Annotated in this window: 17 protein-coding genes and 1 pseudogene; 4 read left to right on the top strand and 14 right to left on the bottom strand. The window is 23.3% G+C overall.

Annotated features, from left to right (window positions below; genetic code table 4):
• Nucleotides 1-51: 51 nt before the first annotated feature.
• Both AC6I4F_RS00205 and AC6I4F_RS00200 read right to left on the bottom strand, forming a co-directional pair.
• Nucleotides 52-348, bottom strand: coding sequence for a hypothetical protein (locus AC6I4F_RS00205; protein WP_497873829.1), 297 nt, complete (start codon nucleotides 346-348; stop codon nucleotides 52-54).
• A gap of 72 nt (nucleotides 349-420) precedes the next feature.
• Nucleotides 421-678 carry a hypothetical protein gene (locus tag AC6I4F_RS00200; protein ID WP_497873828.1) on the bottom strand — a complete coding sequence of 86 codons (258 nt, stop codon included), beginning with the start codon at nucleotides 676-678 and terminating at the stop codon, nucleotides 421-423.
• Between the two features lie 104 nt (nucleotides 679-782).
• Between AC6I4F_RS00200 and AC6I4F_RS00195 the strand changes: the two are divergent.
• A pseudogene (locus AC6I4F_RS00195) lies at nucleotides 783-2,022 on the top strand (IS256 family transposase).
• On the opposite strand, the gene AC6I4F_RS00190 reads toward AC6I4F_RS00195, so the two are convergent.
• From AC6I4F_RS00190 to AC6I4F_RS00165, 6 genes are all read right to left on the bottom strand, one after another.
• Nucleotides 2,009-2,254: a hypothetical protein gene (locus AC6I4F_RS00190; protein ID WP_497873827.1), complete on the bottom strand. Its 246-nt coding sequence runs from the start codon at nucleotides 2,252-2,254 to the stop codon at nucleotides 2,009-2,011. The pseudogene AC6I4F_RS00195 and the gene AC6I4F_RS00190 sit on opposite strands and share 14 nt — an antisense overlap.
• The gene (locus AC6I4F_RS00185; RefSeq protein WP_497873826.1) at nucleotides 2,255-2,884 is read right to left on the bottom strand and encodes a hypothetical protein; all 630 of its coding nucleotides are present in this window, start codon (nucleotides 2,882-2,884) and stop codon (nucleotides 2,255-2,257) included.
• 422 nt (nucleotides 2,885-3,306) lie between these two features.
• Nucleotides 3,307-3,909, bottom strand: coding sequence for a hypothetical protein (locus AC6I4F_RS00180; RefSeq protein ID WP_497873825.1), 603 nt, complete (start codon nucleotides 3,907-3,909; stop codon nucleotides 3,307-3,309).
• On the bottom strand, nucleotides 3,875-4,165 hold the full coding sequence (locus AC6I4F_RS00175; RefSeq protein ID WP_497873824.1) for a hypothetical protein: 291 nt from the start codon (nucleotides 4,163-4,165) through the stop codon (nucleotides 3,875-3,877). Before AC6I4F_RS00175 ends, AC6I4F_RS00180 begins: the two co-directional genes overlap by 35 nt.
• Before the next feature lie 2 nt (nucleotides 4,166-4,167).
• Nucleotides 4,168-4,701, bottom strand: a complete 534-nt coding sequence (locus AC6I4F_RS00170) for a hypothetical protein (protein WP_497873823.1) — start codon at nucleotides 4,699-4,701, stop codon at nucleotides 4,168-4,170.
• Nucleotides 4,702-4,746: 45 nt separating this feature from the next.
• Nucleotides 4,747-5,016: a hypothetical protein gene (locus AC6I4F_RS00165; RefSeq protein WP_497873822.1), complete on the bottom strand. Its 270-nt coding sequence runs from the start codon at nucleotides 5,014-5,016 to the stop codon at nucleotides 4,747-4,749.
• Nucleotides 5,017-5,573: 557 nt separating this feature from the next.
• On the opposite strand from AC6I4F_RS00165, the gene AC6I4F_RS00160 reads away from it, so the two are divergent.
• Nucleotides 5,574-5,861 carry a transposase gene (locus AC6I4F_RS00160; protein WP_497873821.1) on the top strand — a complete coding sequence of 96 codons (288 nt, stop codon included), beginning with the start codon at nucleotides 5,574-5,576 and terminating at the stop codon, nucleotides 5,859-5,861.
• Here the strand turns inward: AC6I4F_RS00160 and AC6I4F_RS00155 are convergent.
• Nucleotides 5,839-6,441 (bottom strand): hypothetical protein, encoded by a 603-nt coding sequence (locus tag AC6I4F_RS00155; protein ID WP_497873820.1) that lies wholly within the window; start codon nucleotides 6,439-6,441, stop codon nucleotides 5,839-5,841. The two genes, AC6I4F_RS00160 and AC6I4F_RS00155, sit on opposite strands and share 23 nt — an antisense overlap.
• A 709-nt stretch (nucleotides 6,442-7,150) precedes the next feature.
• A complete protein-coding gene (locus AC6I4F_RS00150) occupies nucleotides 7,151-7,438 on the bottom strand; it encodes a hypothetical protein (RefSeq protein ID WP_497873819.1) in 288 nt (95 codons plus the stop codon).
• Nucleotides 7,439-7,643: 205 nt separating this feature from the next.
• Here AC6I4F_RS00150 and AC6I4F_RS00145 point away from each other — a divergent pair, with 205 nt between their 5' ends.
• Together AC6I4F_RS00145 and AC6I4F_RS00140 are read left to right on the top strand one after the other, a co-directional pair.
• Complete coding sequence (locus AC6I4F_RS00145) at nucleotides 7,644-7,877, top strand: hypothetical protein (RefSeq protein WP_497873818.1); 234 nt, start codon at nucleotides 7,644-7,646, stop codon at nucleotides 7,875-7,877.
• Between the two features lie 242 nt (nucleotides 7,878-8,119).
• Nucleotides 8,120-8,785, top strand: a complete 666-nt coding sequence (locus AC6I4F_RS00140) for an Mbov_0401 family ICE element transposase-like protein (RefSeq protein WP_497873817.1) — start codon at nucleotides 8,120-8,122, stop codon at nucleotides 8,783-8,785.
• A gap of 110 nt (nucleotides 8,786-8,895) precedes the next feature.
• Here AC6I4F_RS00140 and AC6I4F_RS00135 read toward each other — a convergent pair whose 3' ends face one another.
• The 4 genes from AC6I4F_RS00135 to AC6I4F_RS00120 all read right to left on the bottom strand — a co-directional run bounded on the left by AC6I4F_RS00135 (nucleotide 8,896) and on the right by AC6I4F_RS00120 (nucleotide 13,283).
• Nucleotides 8,896-10,134 (bottom strand): IS256 family transposase, encoded by a 1,239-nt coding sequence (locus AC6I4F_RS00135; RefSeq protein ID WP_497873816.1) that lies wholly within the window; start codon nucleotides 10,132-10,134, stop codon nucleotides 8,896-8,898.
• Between the two features lie 227 nt (nucleotides 10,135-10,361).
• On the bottom strand, nucleotides 10,362-11,375 hold the full coding sequence (locus AC6I4F_RS00130; RefSeq protein WP_497873815.1) for an ABC transporter ATP-binding protein: 1,014 nt from the start codon (nucleotides 11,373-11,375) through the stop codon (nucleotides 10,362-10,364).
• A gap of 173 nt (nucleotides 11,376-11,548) precedes the next feature.
• Nucleotides 11,549-12,514 (bottom strand): FtsX-like permease family protein, encoded by a 966-nt coding sequence (locus tag AC6I4F_RS00125; protein WP_497873814.1) that lies wholly within the window; start codon nucleotides 12,512-12,514, stop codon nucleotides 11,549-11,551.
• On the bottom strand, nucleotides 12,465-13,283 hold the full coding sequence (locus AC6I4F_RS00120; RefSeq protein ID WP_497873813.1) for a hypothetical protein: 819 nt from the start codon (nucleotides 13,281-13,283) through the stop codon (nucleotides 12,465-12,467). Before AC6I4F_RS00120 ends, AC6I4F_RS00125 begins: the two co-directional genes overlap by 50 nt.
• Nucleotides 13,284-13,367: the final 84 nt, after the last annotated feature.

Genomic DNA, 13,367 nt, shown 5'->3' with positions numbered 1-13,367 from the left:
TACCCTTTAAATTTTAAATTTAGTTGATTTTTGTTTATCTTTTTCAGTTAATTATTTCTTTTTAGATTTTTGTAATAAAACAAAATTATCTACTTGTTCTTTATCTACATTAAAACTATCAAGTAATTTTGCAGTTGATGTAGTTTCTAATTGTAAATGAGTATTTAATTGTTTAATATTTTCTGTAATAAATTCTAATTCTTTATTACGTTTTAATTCTTTTGCTAAATTTGATTGTTTTGATTTTTTAATTGATTTGCCAAATAATAGAAATGCTAAAGTAATACATATTCCGCTAGCAACTGCTCCTACTATTACTGCTGATATTAATTCTATTGAAAAATTCATTTTTTATTCCTCAAATTGGATTTTATTTGAATGTTGTTTACATAAATGACATTCTTTTTTATGTTTTTTAATTTATTTATATTGATATATTAAATAAGGACTTGTAATAATAATTGGTATAGTTATTAATAAATATTTAATTAATTTTCCATAATTACCTAATTTAGTTACTAAATTTAATCCAATATGACCAAACATAGGAAATAAAGTTAATATTAAATGGTCTGGTCAAGTAAAATTATATTGATTAGTATAATTACCTATTCCCAGTGATATTGGTATTTTAGTTATTAATCAAGGTGTTATTGTAAAAAATAATTTTATTAACATACCAATAATAGGTAATGTTTAGTAATCTGTGTAACTTACAAAAATAACTATGTTTAATTAATTCTAGTAAATAAAATTAAATAACTAGAAATAGTGAGTTACGTATGTCTAAAAAACAAAATATTAATAATAATGATCCAATATCAAAAGCAGTAGATTTATTATTAGAAAATACTGAGGATTTAACAACCGTATTTAAAGAGGGAGGTTTATATAAAGAATTAACAAAAAGATTAGTTGAAAAAATGTTGAATTCTGAAATGCAAAATTATTTAGGATATGAAAAAAATCAACATAATAATAGTGATAATGCTCGCAATGGTATAAATTCAAAAAAATTAATAACCCAACAAGGTAAAATTGAGATTAATGTAACACGAGATCGTAATAGTAATTTTGAGCCAGTAATAGTTGCAAAAAGACAAAGAAGATTTGATGGTTTTGATCAACAAGTTCTTTCATTATATGTCAAAGGCATGACTTTATCAGATATTATAATGCAGTTACAAGAGTTATATCATGGTGCTGATATTAGTGAAAGTGTTATTAGTCAAATTACTGATGATGTTATTGATGATGTTAAAGCATGACAAAATCGGCCATTAGAAAGTGTTTATCAGATTGTTTATTTTGATTGTATAGTAGTTAAAGTACGACAAGATAAACGCATTATTAACAAATCAGTTTATATAGCATTAGGAGTTGATTTAGAAGGTAAAAAAGATTTTTTAGGTTTATGAATTAGTGAAAATGAAGGTTCTAAGTTTTGATTATCTAATTTCACAAAAATGAAAAATCGAGGCTTAAATGATATTCTTATTGCTTGTAGTGACAATTTAACAGGAATGTCAGAAGCAATACAATCAGTTTATCCTAAAACCGAACATCAATTATGCATAGTTCATCAAATTAGAAATAGTTTAAAATATGTTTCATACAAACATAGAAAATCACTAGTTACAGATTTAAAACCAATTTATAGTGCATGTAGTGAAGAACAAGCAATGCAAGATTTAGAAACTTTTGAAAGTAAATGAAATAAACAATATCCTCAAATTGCTAAATCGTGATATAAAAATTGAGATAATTTAATGGTTTTTATTAGTTATCATGCAGAAATCAAAAGAGTGATTTATACAACAAATGCTATTGAATCTGTTAATAGTCAATTACGAAAAGTTATTAGAAATAAAAAAGTTTTTCCAAATGATATGGCAGTTTTTAAAATATTTTACTTAGCAATTGAAAATATAACAAAAAAAATGAACAATGCTCATTCAAAATTGAAATACAGCAATTGCTCATTTTATGATAAAATTTGAAGATAGAATTAATATAAACTAGTAACTTTGTAAAACAAAGATACACAGATTATTAAAAAGCCTCCTTTAATATGACTAGTTATTTTTAAAATATTTGATATTAAAATTTTTATTTTATCTATATGAGTACTATTTTTATTAAATCAAATTTTATTTAATCTTTTATATTCTTTATTATCTTTACTTAATGGATTAATAGTATTTCATATACCAATTGGTTTAATTGGTGTATCTAATTCAATAATAATTACCACCTACTTTCATGTTTTATAGAAATTAGAATTTCTTTTAATTTTTATATATTTATTTGTATGTAAAGATTTTTTTAATAATTGTTTTCTTTCATATCTTCATTGATTACTTCCTATTTCATTTTTAGATAAAGTTTTATATTCTTTTAATTTAAAAAATTCCTTTTCTAATCTATTAATAAAATTCATAGTTTTTTGTACATTAATATTATTTGGATAAATTACACTAGTATCTTGTGAACCATAATATTTACCTTTTTTTGCTAATTCACTTTTAACATATTTTCTTAATTCACTTGGTAATCATTTTCTATTTCAAAATTTTCAAAATATAGTTCCAGCACCAGTACCATTTTTACCTTTTGCTTGTGTCATTAATATTCATATTTCTTGTGGAAATGCTGGATAAGTATAAGGACCATATCATATTTGTTTTTTATCATTATCACTTTGAAATAATGTTGTTAAAGTTCCAATTTTTAAATTTTTATTATCAACAATAAATCTTCCTTTTTTAAATCATGAACTTGATAATACTTCTCATTCATTATCTGGTATTTCTTCTTCATTTTCTTTAAATAAATTATTAAATTTATTTACATAATTTTTAACTGTTCTAATTTCTGTTGGCATAATAGATTTTTTAAAACTATTTATTGGATTTTTAAATTTATTAATTTCATGTTGAAGTATACTTAATTCACTTGGTTTTAATATACTTATTAATTTTTTAAGTATATTTGGATTTAAAAATGAATAAGGTTGATGTATTTCATTTTCATTAACATTTTCACTATCAAATACTGATTTTAATGATTGATTTTTATAATAATTTTTTAAAGCATTTATTAATGCTAATTTAATATCATTACTTGCTAATGCATAATATATTCATTAAATAATTAAAGGAAACATTATAAACTCATATGATTATAATCTCAAGTTAATGAACCATTATCATCATTTAATGGTACTTCGCTCATATTATCACTACCATATTGACTATTTGTTTCACTATTAATTGAAAATCTATTATCATTGATTAACTGTGCTGTTTAATTTGTAAAACTTTTTTCTTGCATTTCTACATCAAATTTTCTTTCCATAGGTAATAAATTATGAATAATTTCACTTGCACCAGCAACAATAGTTGGAATGGCATAAGCATTATTAAAATCATTATTAATACCCATAGCAACTCCAGAAGATATTAAACAACCACCAGTTGCCATATTTGCTATTTTACGTATAGTTTCAAATCTATTTGGAATTAATTCTAGAATTCCATTAATAAGATTTGAAATACCATAAGTATTTAAACTAATATAAGTATCTCAATCCATAAAAGATTGTTTATCATTATTACTAAATAATAAATCTGGTGGAAAAGGGTCTACTGTTGTTGTAGTAATTGGATTTTCTGTTGGATTGGGATTAATAGAAGAGTTAGTAAATTTACTATAATTTGCTAAACCAATTGTTCCTAAACCTAATAATATTTTTTTAGAACTATTAATTGAACCTAATACTGGATTTGCAATTACTTGCCCATAATAAGCACTTGTACCTATCATTGCACAAATTGGACTTATACCGGCTCTAATTAATTTTAATAAAGTATAGTTATTCAATGGTGTAGTCTCAGCATGTTGTGGCATTTTTAATTTCTCCTTTTAATAATTGATTAGTTTTTTTAATTTGAATTCTAACTGTTCCTTGACAATGAATATTATCTCCAACACATATAGCAAAATTATCATGTACATTACTTACTATAAAATAATCATTTCTTAATTTAGGATATTCATCTAATAAAATTGCTCTAATATCATTACTTGTAGTTAAATCTTCTGGTTTAGGTGAATAAATAATAATATGTGCTTTTTCATCAAAATATTTATAAATATATTCCATAATTATTTTTTAGTAAATTCTAATTTTACTGTTCCATAATAATCATTTTTATTACCAGAAATAGTAGCACTTGTTGATGTAATATTATTAAATGTTGCTTTACCTTTTTCATAACCATTATTACCAATATTTACTATTACAGTTTCTAATTCATCATTAGTAGGAGTAGTGCCTGCCATAGTAATTTTTCCTAAATTTTTATAATAAATTACATCTTGTAAATTTAAAATATTCATATTATCATAATCAGTACTTTGATATGTTGCATTAATATTAGTTGCATCAACTTTATAATTTTTTGCTCTCGATTCTTTAATTTCATATATTTTAGGCATTTTTTCTTGAATTATATACATTAAATTAGGTCTTATTGCTGCTGGTAATGAATATAATGCTTTACCAATAATACGAATATTATCTGTAGCATTATCTAATTTATTTCTTACTTTTGTAAACGAAATAGGAATACCTCACATATAGCGGTTATAAACTACTCCAAATAAATCTAATAATTTATAATCTTTTTCTAAATGCATACCAGAAACAGTATCATGAATAAAATCTTGTTCTAAATAAAAACTTTAATAAAATTCCATTCCCATAATTTGATTTGTATATCTTTTACCAGTTGCTAAAGTATTTGCTACAATTTGTCCATAATTTAATAATGTAAATGCTTTTGCTAAATTAAAACTACTATCGATACCACAAGCACCAGTTAAATCTGCTTTATTAATACCAACTGTAATATCATCTACTTTTTTAATTAATTTATTATTTTTTTCTCCAATTGTATAATAAGAATTTAATGCTTGTTCTTTAGTCATATTATTTAAGGAAATTATCCCCAAATGTACTAGTGTGGAGGAAAAAATGAATTGAAATGAATTCAATAGCATATTTCAAAATGAAAACGATTGTTTGAAATATATAGCGAAGTTGAAAGTAATGAAATGTATCAGGTGTGCTTCTTCTAGTTTGAATGTTTCTGATTTGAGAAGAATAAGATGTTTGAAATGTCATCAAACATTTAGTATTCTTCATGACACCATTTTTCACAAGTCACAAACACCTTTGACATCTTGGTTTTATCTCATCTTTAGATGAATAAACACCAAACATGGAATTCCATCAACAGATGTTGCAAGGGAATTGGGTGTGACATATAAAACAGCTTGAAGAATGAGTCATGAAATCAGAACTAGAATTTGGAATCAAGATGCAGGGTTCATTGATGATGGCACAGCACAGATGAATGAAATGTATCTTTCACATGTAGGTTTTAAAAAACAAGGAAGATCCTTGTTGAATAAAACCTTGATTGTTGGAGTTTATGAGAAAACCAGCAACAAACTAATTGTGAAAGTATTGAAAAAAAGCAGATGAGAAAAAACTTTTATGATTTGCATTGAAACACATTTCTACTGGGTGTTGTCTGTTTACGGATTCTTGGAAGGGATATGGAAGTTTCAAAAACTTCTATCACAAACATGAAATCGTAAATCATGAAGTTGGGTATGTGTCATCAACAGGTGTAAACACAAACCAGATTGAATCTGCATGAAAACACATCCGACGAACTTTCCGAACACACATAAAAGTTTCAAAACACAATATTCATTTATATGCAAAAGAATCTGCATATAAATTCAATAAGATACCTAGTTTTGAAACTATAATTTTGTGTTTGATTTAGATACATGTGGGGATAATTTCCTAGATAGGCTTTTATCTCCATTTATGTGATAAAATTTAAAAATAGTACATAAAGGGATAAAAGCCTTATTTAACTTTAAAGGTAATACTAATGATTTAGCAATTGCATAATCTTTTGTACCTTGTAAAAATATTAATTCAAAATTTTCTCTTAAATTTCTCATAAATGAACTTGTTCAATTTGAAACAATTTGTGTTGCTACATTTGCTGGTGAAGTCATAAATCTTTCAATATCAAATTCTGGAATATTAAAATAAATTGTTAATTCTTTATCAATAATTAATGTTGTTGTTTTAACTATTCCTTTTTGTCTTTTAGTACCAGTAAATTCATCTCATATTGAACCTCATAATACACGAACAGTTGCTCTATAAATTGCCATTGCTACACCACTAATATTTGCTATTTGGTCAGCAGTAACAGTATTTCTCATAAATAAAGTACTTAATTCAGCAGTTAATTCACCACGAACTTGTGCTTCAAGTACACTTAAAACAGGATTTTCAGTAGGAGAATTACCACCAATAATAAATGCTTTAGGTATTTGTGGAATTGCCATTTTATCCTCTTTCTATTTAATAGATTGAAATGCATTTCCTCTTGCTAAATTTACAAATTTTTCTAATTCATTAACATCAGTAATACCTGTAGTTTTTGCTTTTTCATTTAATTTCCTTTCTAATTCTTCTGGATTAATACTATTTGTATGTAAATCTAAAAGAGTTTTAGGATTAAAATCATTTGAATTAAGTTTATTTTCTTGTTTAATAGGTTCTATTTTATCAATTAAAAAATCTTTATAATCTTCATTTATTTTATTAAATGCTTCTTGTTTAGATAAAGATTTATAATTATCAATACTAATTAAATTTTTAATTAAATTTACTTTTTTAGTATCTTTAATATTAAAAAATAATTGTTGCTCTTCAAAACTATTAATTTTATTTTCATATTCTTTTATTTTTGTTTCATATTCACTTAATTTAGGTTCTAATTCTTTTTTAAGAAATTCATCTTTTGCTTGAGCATATACAACATTTCTTTGTTGTTTTAAAGTTTCTTGTAATTATTCAAAAGTATAAGTTTCTTTTTTTTCTTTAACTTCAAAATTAGACATAAAAATACTCCCTTTTTTAATAATCGCTTTTTTGATAATCCCTTGTAACTTATGTTAAAAATAACATAATCGCTTTATTATATTATATCATTTTTATCGTTTAAAATAAAGGAAAAAAACCTATATTTATTATAGGTTTTTAATCATTATTTTATATTTTTCTTGGTTCACAAAGATTAATAATTATATTACTTTTTGAGTTATTTTCTTCTAAATTATTTTGTAAATCATCAAATTCTTCTGGATGACATTTTCTTAAATATTCTCATTGATATTTTGGGTCTTTCATAGCATTTCGTAATAAATAATTAGCATTTTTTTGACATGCTTTATCATAATCTTTCAAGAAATTTTGTTGTCATTTTGTCTGGTAGCGTCGGCAATCAAATATATATTTTCTATCAATTCCTAATGCTAAATTTAAACCAGTTTTTGTCATTCTTGTTGGAACATTTTTATTATCTCTAAAATATTCATTTATCTTTTCTTTATAATTTCCTAATTATTTTCTTTTTGCTGGCATATTATCATCTTATTTTAAAACATATATATTTAATTATATAATTTTACAATTATCATATTTCCAAACTTTATTTCTAAAATTACTATAATCAAAATCATAAATTAAGAAAGGAAATAATATTATGAATTTTCTTAACAATGAACTTAATTATGATGAACTTGATAATCAAATTAAAAATAATGGTTTAAATTATTTTACAAATCTATTAAAAGCATATGATGATTTTTGACATCAAAATATATATGATAAAACTAAGCATAAATATGTTAAAACTGCTCCAAGAAGTCCAAATACTCAATATGGTAAAATAAATAATTTTTATCGTAGATGTTATTTAATATTAGAAACTAATTAATATTATTATCCTTTAGATGATTATATAAAAATTAAAAAAAGAAAAAGAACACTTACAAGTTTAGAGCATACAATAATAAAAAATTCAGGCAATGGTAAAAGACAATCTGATGTACAAGATACTATAAAAAATACTAATTTTTCTAAAACATATATGACTAATTTAATAAAAAATGCAGTAATAGGTATTGAAGAAATAAAAGAAAAAAAGTAGTTTTACCAAATGAAAAATTATTTGTAAATATGGATGATTGTTTTATAAGTTCTTTATTTGATAATAAAAAACAAAAAAATCGTATTCGTACAATTAGTGCAAATAAAGGTAAAGATTTAGAAAAATCTACTAAAAGTAGAAATGTTTTAAAAGATAAAAAAATTACTTATATGAAAACTAAAAATAGTCAAAGAATTAAAAGACAAGAATTAATTGATAAAATTTATGAATTTCTTGATTTACAATATATTTATTCTAAAAGTAGTTTAGTATTTATTGGTGATGGTGCGCCTTGAATTAAAACTACTGCTAAAAATGAAAATATTCCTTATGTAATTGATAGACATCATGCATTTAAAGCACTTAAAAAAGGATTTATTATTAATAGAAAAGTAAATAATAAAAAATTAACAAATGCATATGAATTATTTGTTAATGGTGAATATTATCAATTATTAGATTTTTTAAAAGAAAATAAAGTTGATGAGCAAATATATAAATATTTTAAAAATAATAAAGAAGGAGTTATAAATCAAAAAGAAAATTGAAATCAAGGAGTTTGTGCTGAAAGCGATGTATCACATTTAGTTAAATCTTTAAAAGGATATGGTGCTAAAATTTATAATGATAAAGTACTTGATAATATGCTTATAATTAATTCAGCAAGAATTAATAAATTAAATCTTTTACTTTAATATTTTAAAAATTAATAAATTTAAACCTAAATAGTTAGGAATTTTTAGTTTAGATAATTGTAAAATAAGAGGCTTTTTAATAATCTGTGTATATTTGTTTTACAAATTTACTAGTTTAGATTAATTCTATCTTCAAATTTTATCATAAAATGAGCAATTGCTGTATTTCAATTTTGAATGAGCATTGTTCATTTTTTTGTTATATTTTCAATTGCTAAGTAAAATATTTTGAAAACTACCATATCATTTGGAAAAACTTTTTTATTTCTAATAACTTTTCGTAATTGACTATTAACAGATTCAATAGCATTTGTTGTATAAATCACTCTTTTGATTTCTGCAGGATAACTAATAAAAACCATTAAATTATCTCAATTTTTATATCACGATTTAGCAATTTGAGGATATTGTTTATTTCATTTACTTTCAAAAGTTTCTAAAACTTGCATTGCTTCTTCTTCACTACATGCACTATAAATTGGTTTTAAATCTGTAACTAGTGATTTTTTATGTTTGTATGAAACATATTTTAAACTATTTCTAATTTGATGAACTATGCATAATTGATGTTCGGTTTTAGGATAAACTGATTGTATTGCTTCTGACATTCCTGTTAAATTGTCACTACAAGCAATAAGAATATCATTTAAGCCTCGATTTTTCATTTTTGTGAAATTAGATAATCAAAACTTAGAACCTTCATTTTCACTAATTAATAAACCTAAAAAATCTTTTTTACCTTCTAAAGCAACTCCTAATGCTATATAAACTGATTTGTTAATAATGCGTTTATCTTGTCGTACTTTAACTACTATACAATCAAAATAAACAATCGGATAAACACTTTCTAATGGCCGATTTTGTCATGCTTTAACATCATCAATAACATCATCAGTAATTTGAATAATAACACTTTCACTAATATCAGCACCATGATATAACTCTTGTAACTGCATTCTAATATCTGATAAAGTCATGCCTTTGGCATATAATGAAAGAACTTGTTGATCAAAACCATCAAATATTCTTTGTCTTTTTGCAACTATTACTGGCTCAAAATTACTATTACGATCTCGTGGTACATTAATCTCAATTTTACCTTGTTGGGTTATTAATTTTTTTGAATTTATACCATTGCGAGCATTATCACTATTATTATGTTCATTTTTTTCATATCCTAAATAATTTTGCATTTCAGAATTCAACATTTTTTCAACTAATCTTTTTGTTAATTCTTTATATAAACCTCCCTCTTTAAATACGGTTGTTAAATCTTCATTATTTTCTAATAATAAATCTACTGCTTTTGATATTGGATCATTATTATTAATATTTTGTTTTTTAGACATACGTAACTCACTCTTTCTAGTTATTTAATTTTATTTACTAGAATTAATTAAACATAGTTATTTTTGTAAGTTACACAGATTACTAAACATTACCTAAAATTAATAACTTAAAACACTTTATTATAAATGTAAAAAGGTATATAATATAACAAACAATTAATAATTTAATGTTGTCTTTTATTTAAAGAAAATTAAATTATAACTATTAACTTTACTCAACCTTAATATTAACTTCAATTTATTTCACTTGGTTTCATTGGTTTTTCATTATTCTTTACACTAATAATTTTACCATTTTTAACATTAATAACAGTATTTGCAACATATTGGAAGTTAGGATTATGAGTAACCATAATAATTGATGTTTTATATTCTCGATTAACATCCAATAAAATCTCTAATACCTTACGCCCCATTTCCTCATCAAGTGCTCCTGTTGGCTCATCACAAAATAAAATTGTCGGATTTTTTGCTAGTGCTCTACCGATTGATACTCTTTGTTGTTGTCCACCTGATAATTGACTTGGAAATTTATTCATATGTTCATCCATTTCAATAACTTTAAAAATATCATCAATACTCATATTTTTATTTTTAGCAAGGTTTTCGCCAACTTCAGCATTTTCACGAGCAGTTAAGTTAGTTAATAAATTGTATTGTTGAAAAATAAAACCAACATTATCTCGTCTAAATTTAGTTAAATGACTATCTTTTAATAAAGATAAATTGTATCCCGCCACAAAAACATCACCAGTATTAGCTTTATTCAATCCCGAAATAATATTTAATAATGTTGTCTTACCACTTCCTGATGGTCCTAAGATAACAACAAAATCACCTAATTTAATTTTTAAATTAACTCTTTTTAATACTTCATATTCTAAGTCTCCAGTTAAGTAAGATTTTTTAACATCAAATAATTCAATAACATTAGTTTGAGTATCAGGAGTATTATTAGTCATTGATATAATTTTACCTGCTAAAATTTCTTTTGAATGAGTTTTTGTTAATTTTTTAATTGCTTTTTGATTATCTTTAAAAGCTTGCAATTTGGCTTTATTAACTTCTATTTCTTCCTTTGATTCTGGTTTATCATGAGATTTATGAGTTACTGGTGGTATTGCACCTTCATTTTTAGATACTGACTTCTTTGTAAAAATAGATTCTAACTTAGTTTTAGTTACTTGTTTACTTCCAATGTCTTTATCATCTTTTTTAATTTCCTTATTATCTTTTTTCATAATCATTTCTCCTTTTTAATTCCATGCTTTTATAAATAACACACTCATTTTATCAATTACTTTACCTTATTTATATAGAAATGCTTAAAAAATATTTTAACTTCCTTGTAATAAAGCTGTTACTGGTTTGTATTTAATTAAATATAACCCAACAGCATAGCCAATAACCATTATTAAAATACCATTCCAAAGCAAGATAAAATTGTAACTAGATTAGCAGCCAAATTAAAAACAACGCCTGCTTTAGTTGCAATAATTAAAGTAATAATATTCCACACAACATAAGAAATAATAGTACCTAAAATAAAAGCAACCAATAAAGTAATAATATAGGAGCCAATAATCAATCTGTTAATTTCATTTACACGATAACCCAAAGATTTCATCATTGCAATAATTAATAAATTATTATCTAAAATCATATTAACGATAATTACCAATACAAAAGCTACAGCAAATAATATTAAAATTTTTGTAATATTTATAATTGTTCTAATTCCATCAAATATTTCAACTAATAATCTTTTAAATAAATCATTAATAAAATACCTTTTATTAATAGGTTCTAAATTTTTTGCTAATATTTGTTCTTTAGTATATTCTGCAGATGGTTGCAAAATATTTATATAATTTAATGGAAAAATATTGCTCTCTTTAGATAATCAATGATTAAAAGAATCTGATATTGGTTTTGGATCTTCTGACGGGGAAGGTTTTATTAATCCAATAGATGTTCGTAAATCATCAAGATTAATATAAACATTCGAATTGTCTAAATTATTTTCAATAATTCCTTTAACTTGATAAATTACTGGAATTGTATAATTATATCAACTTGCTAACATTAAAAAGTGATCATCAATTTTATAATCATTTAAAATTGATAATGTTTTTGAAATAACTGCTGGTAAAATATAAGCTGTAGTTGTTATATTTTGTCTTTGATTATCAGTATAAGTAACTTTTTGTGCTTGTAAATTATGAGAATTATTAAAAATAGGATCAATATCACGATTTTTTGCTTCTTTAAAGTTAAATCAATTTTTTCAAACTAAATCTTGATATGGATCATTATAAAGTCCTGTTGCTTTATTTTTTTTTTGCGAGCATGCGACCTTGATTATGTTCTTTTCGTTCATTAGGAGGTCTTAAATTTATTTCAATAGTTGGATAATACTTATTATTATAAATATTTAAACCTAAACTAATACCAGGCAACGGGTTTATTTCTGGATTAACACCTTTATTTGTTGAAATATAATTAAATATTTGATGAATATTTTGACAAATAATTTCCATTAATGGTTCAGGTATTATCTTTTTTGGATTAATAAAATCTTCACAATCAGATTTGGTCTTAGTTTTTTGATAAAGGATATTAATTTCTTCACTATTCATAAAATAATTTTTAAAGTTATTATTAATAATAATACTTTCAATTTTTTTAGCTTTATTATCATTATCAATATGAAAATCATCAGCTATTCATTGATGATATTTATTAGTACCAGTTTCTTTATCTTTCGCAATATCTTTTTCTGAAACTCAATCAAAAACATGCTTATCAATTTTTAAATCAGAATCATTACTATATGTATACATTGATGAAGTTGATGTATTTAATTTAACATCTTTATTGTAATATCCATATAAATTATTTATTTTATTATCAAATAAATCAGTAGCTGAACTTTGAAATAGTAATAAAAAACTAACAAAAATAAAAGTAAAAAATACTAAAAATAGTTTTCCAACCGATTTTAGAGTGAAAGCAATTGCCAAACGTTTTTTAAATGGTCAATAGCGAAAGGGATATTTTAAAACTGAAATTAGTTTAGAACTTGAATTACTTGGTCTATCATAAATTAATAATAATGGACTAACGCGTAATTTTGTTTCCGATTGCATATAACTAATTACTATAAAAATAATAGGAATAATTATTAAACTTACAATAAATACTATCCAACTAAAAAATAGTATTGGTAATGG

The sequence above is a fragment of the Spiroplasma ixodetis genome (assembly GCF_059729505.1).
This window is presented reverse-complemented; position numbering and strand designations above follow the sequence as displayed.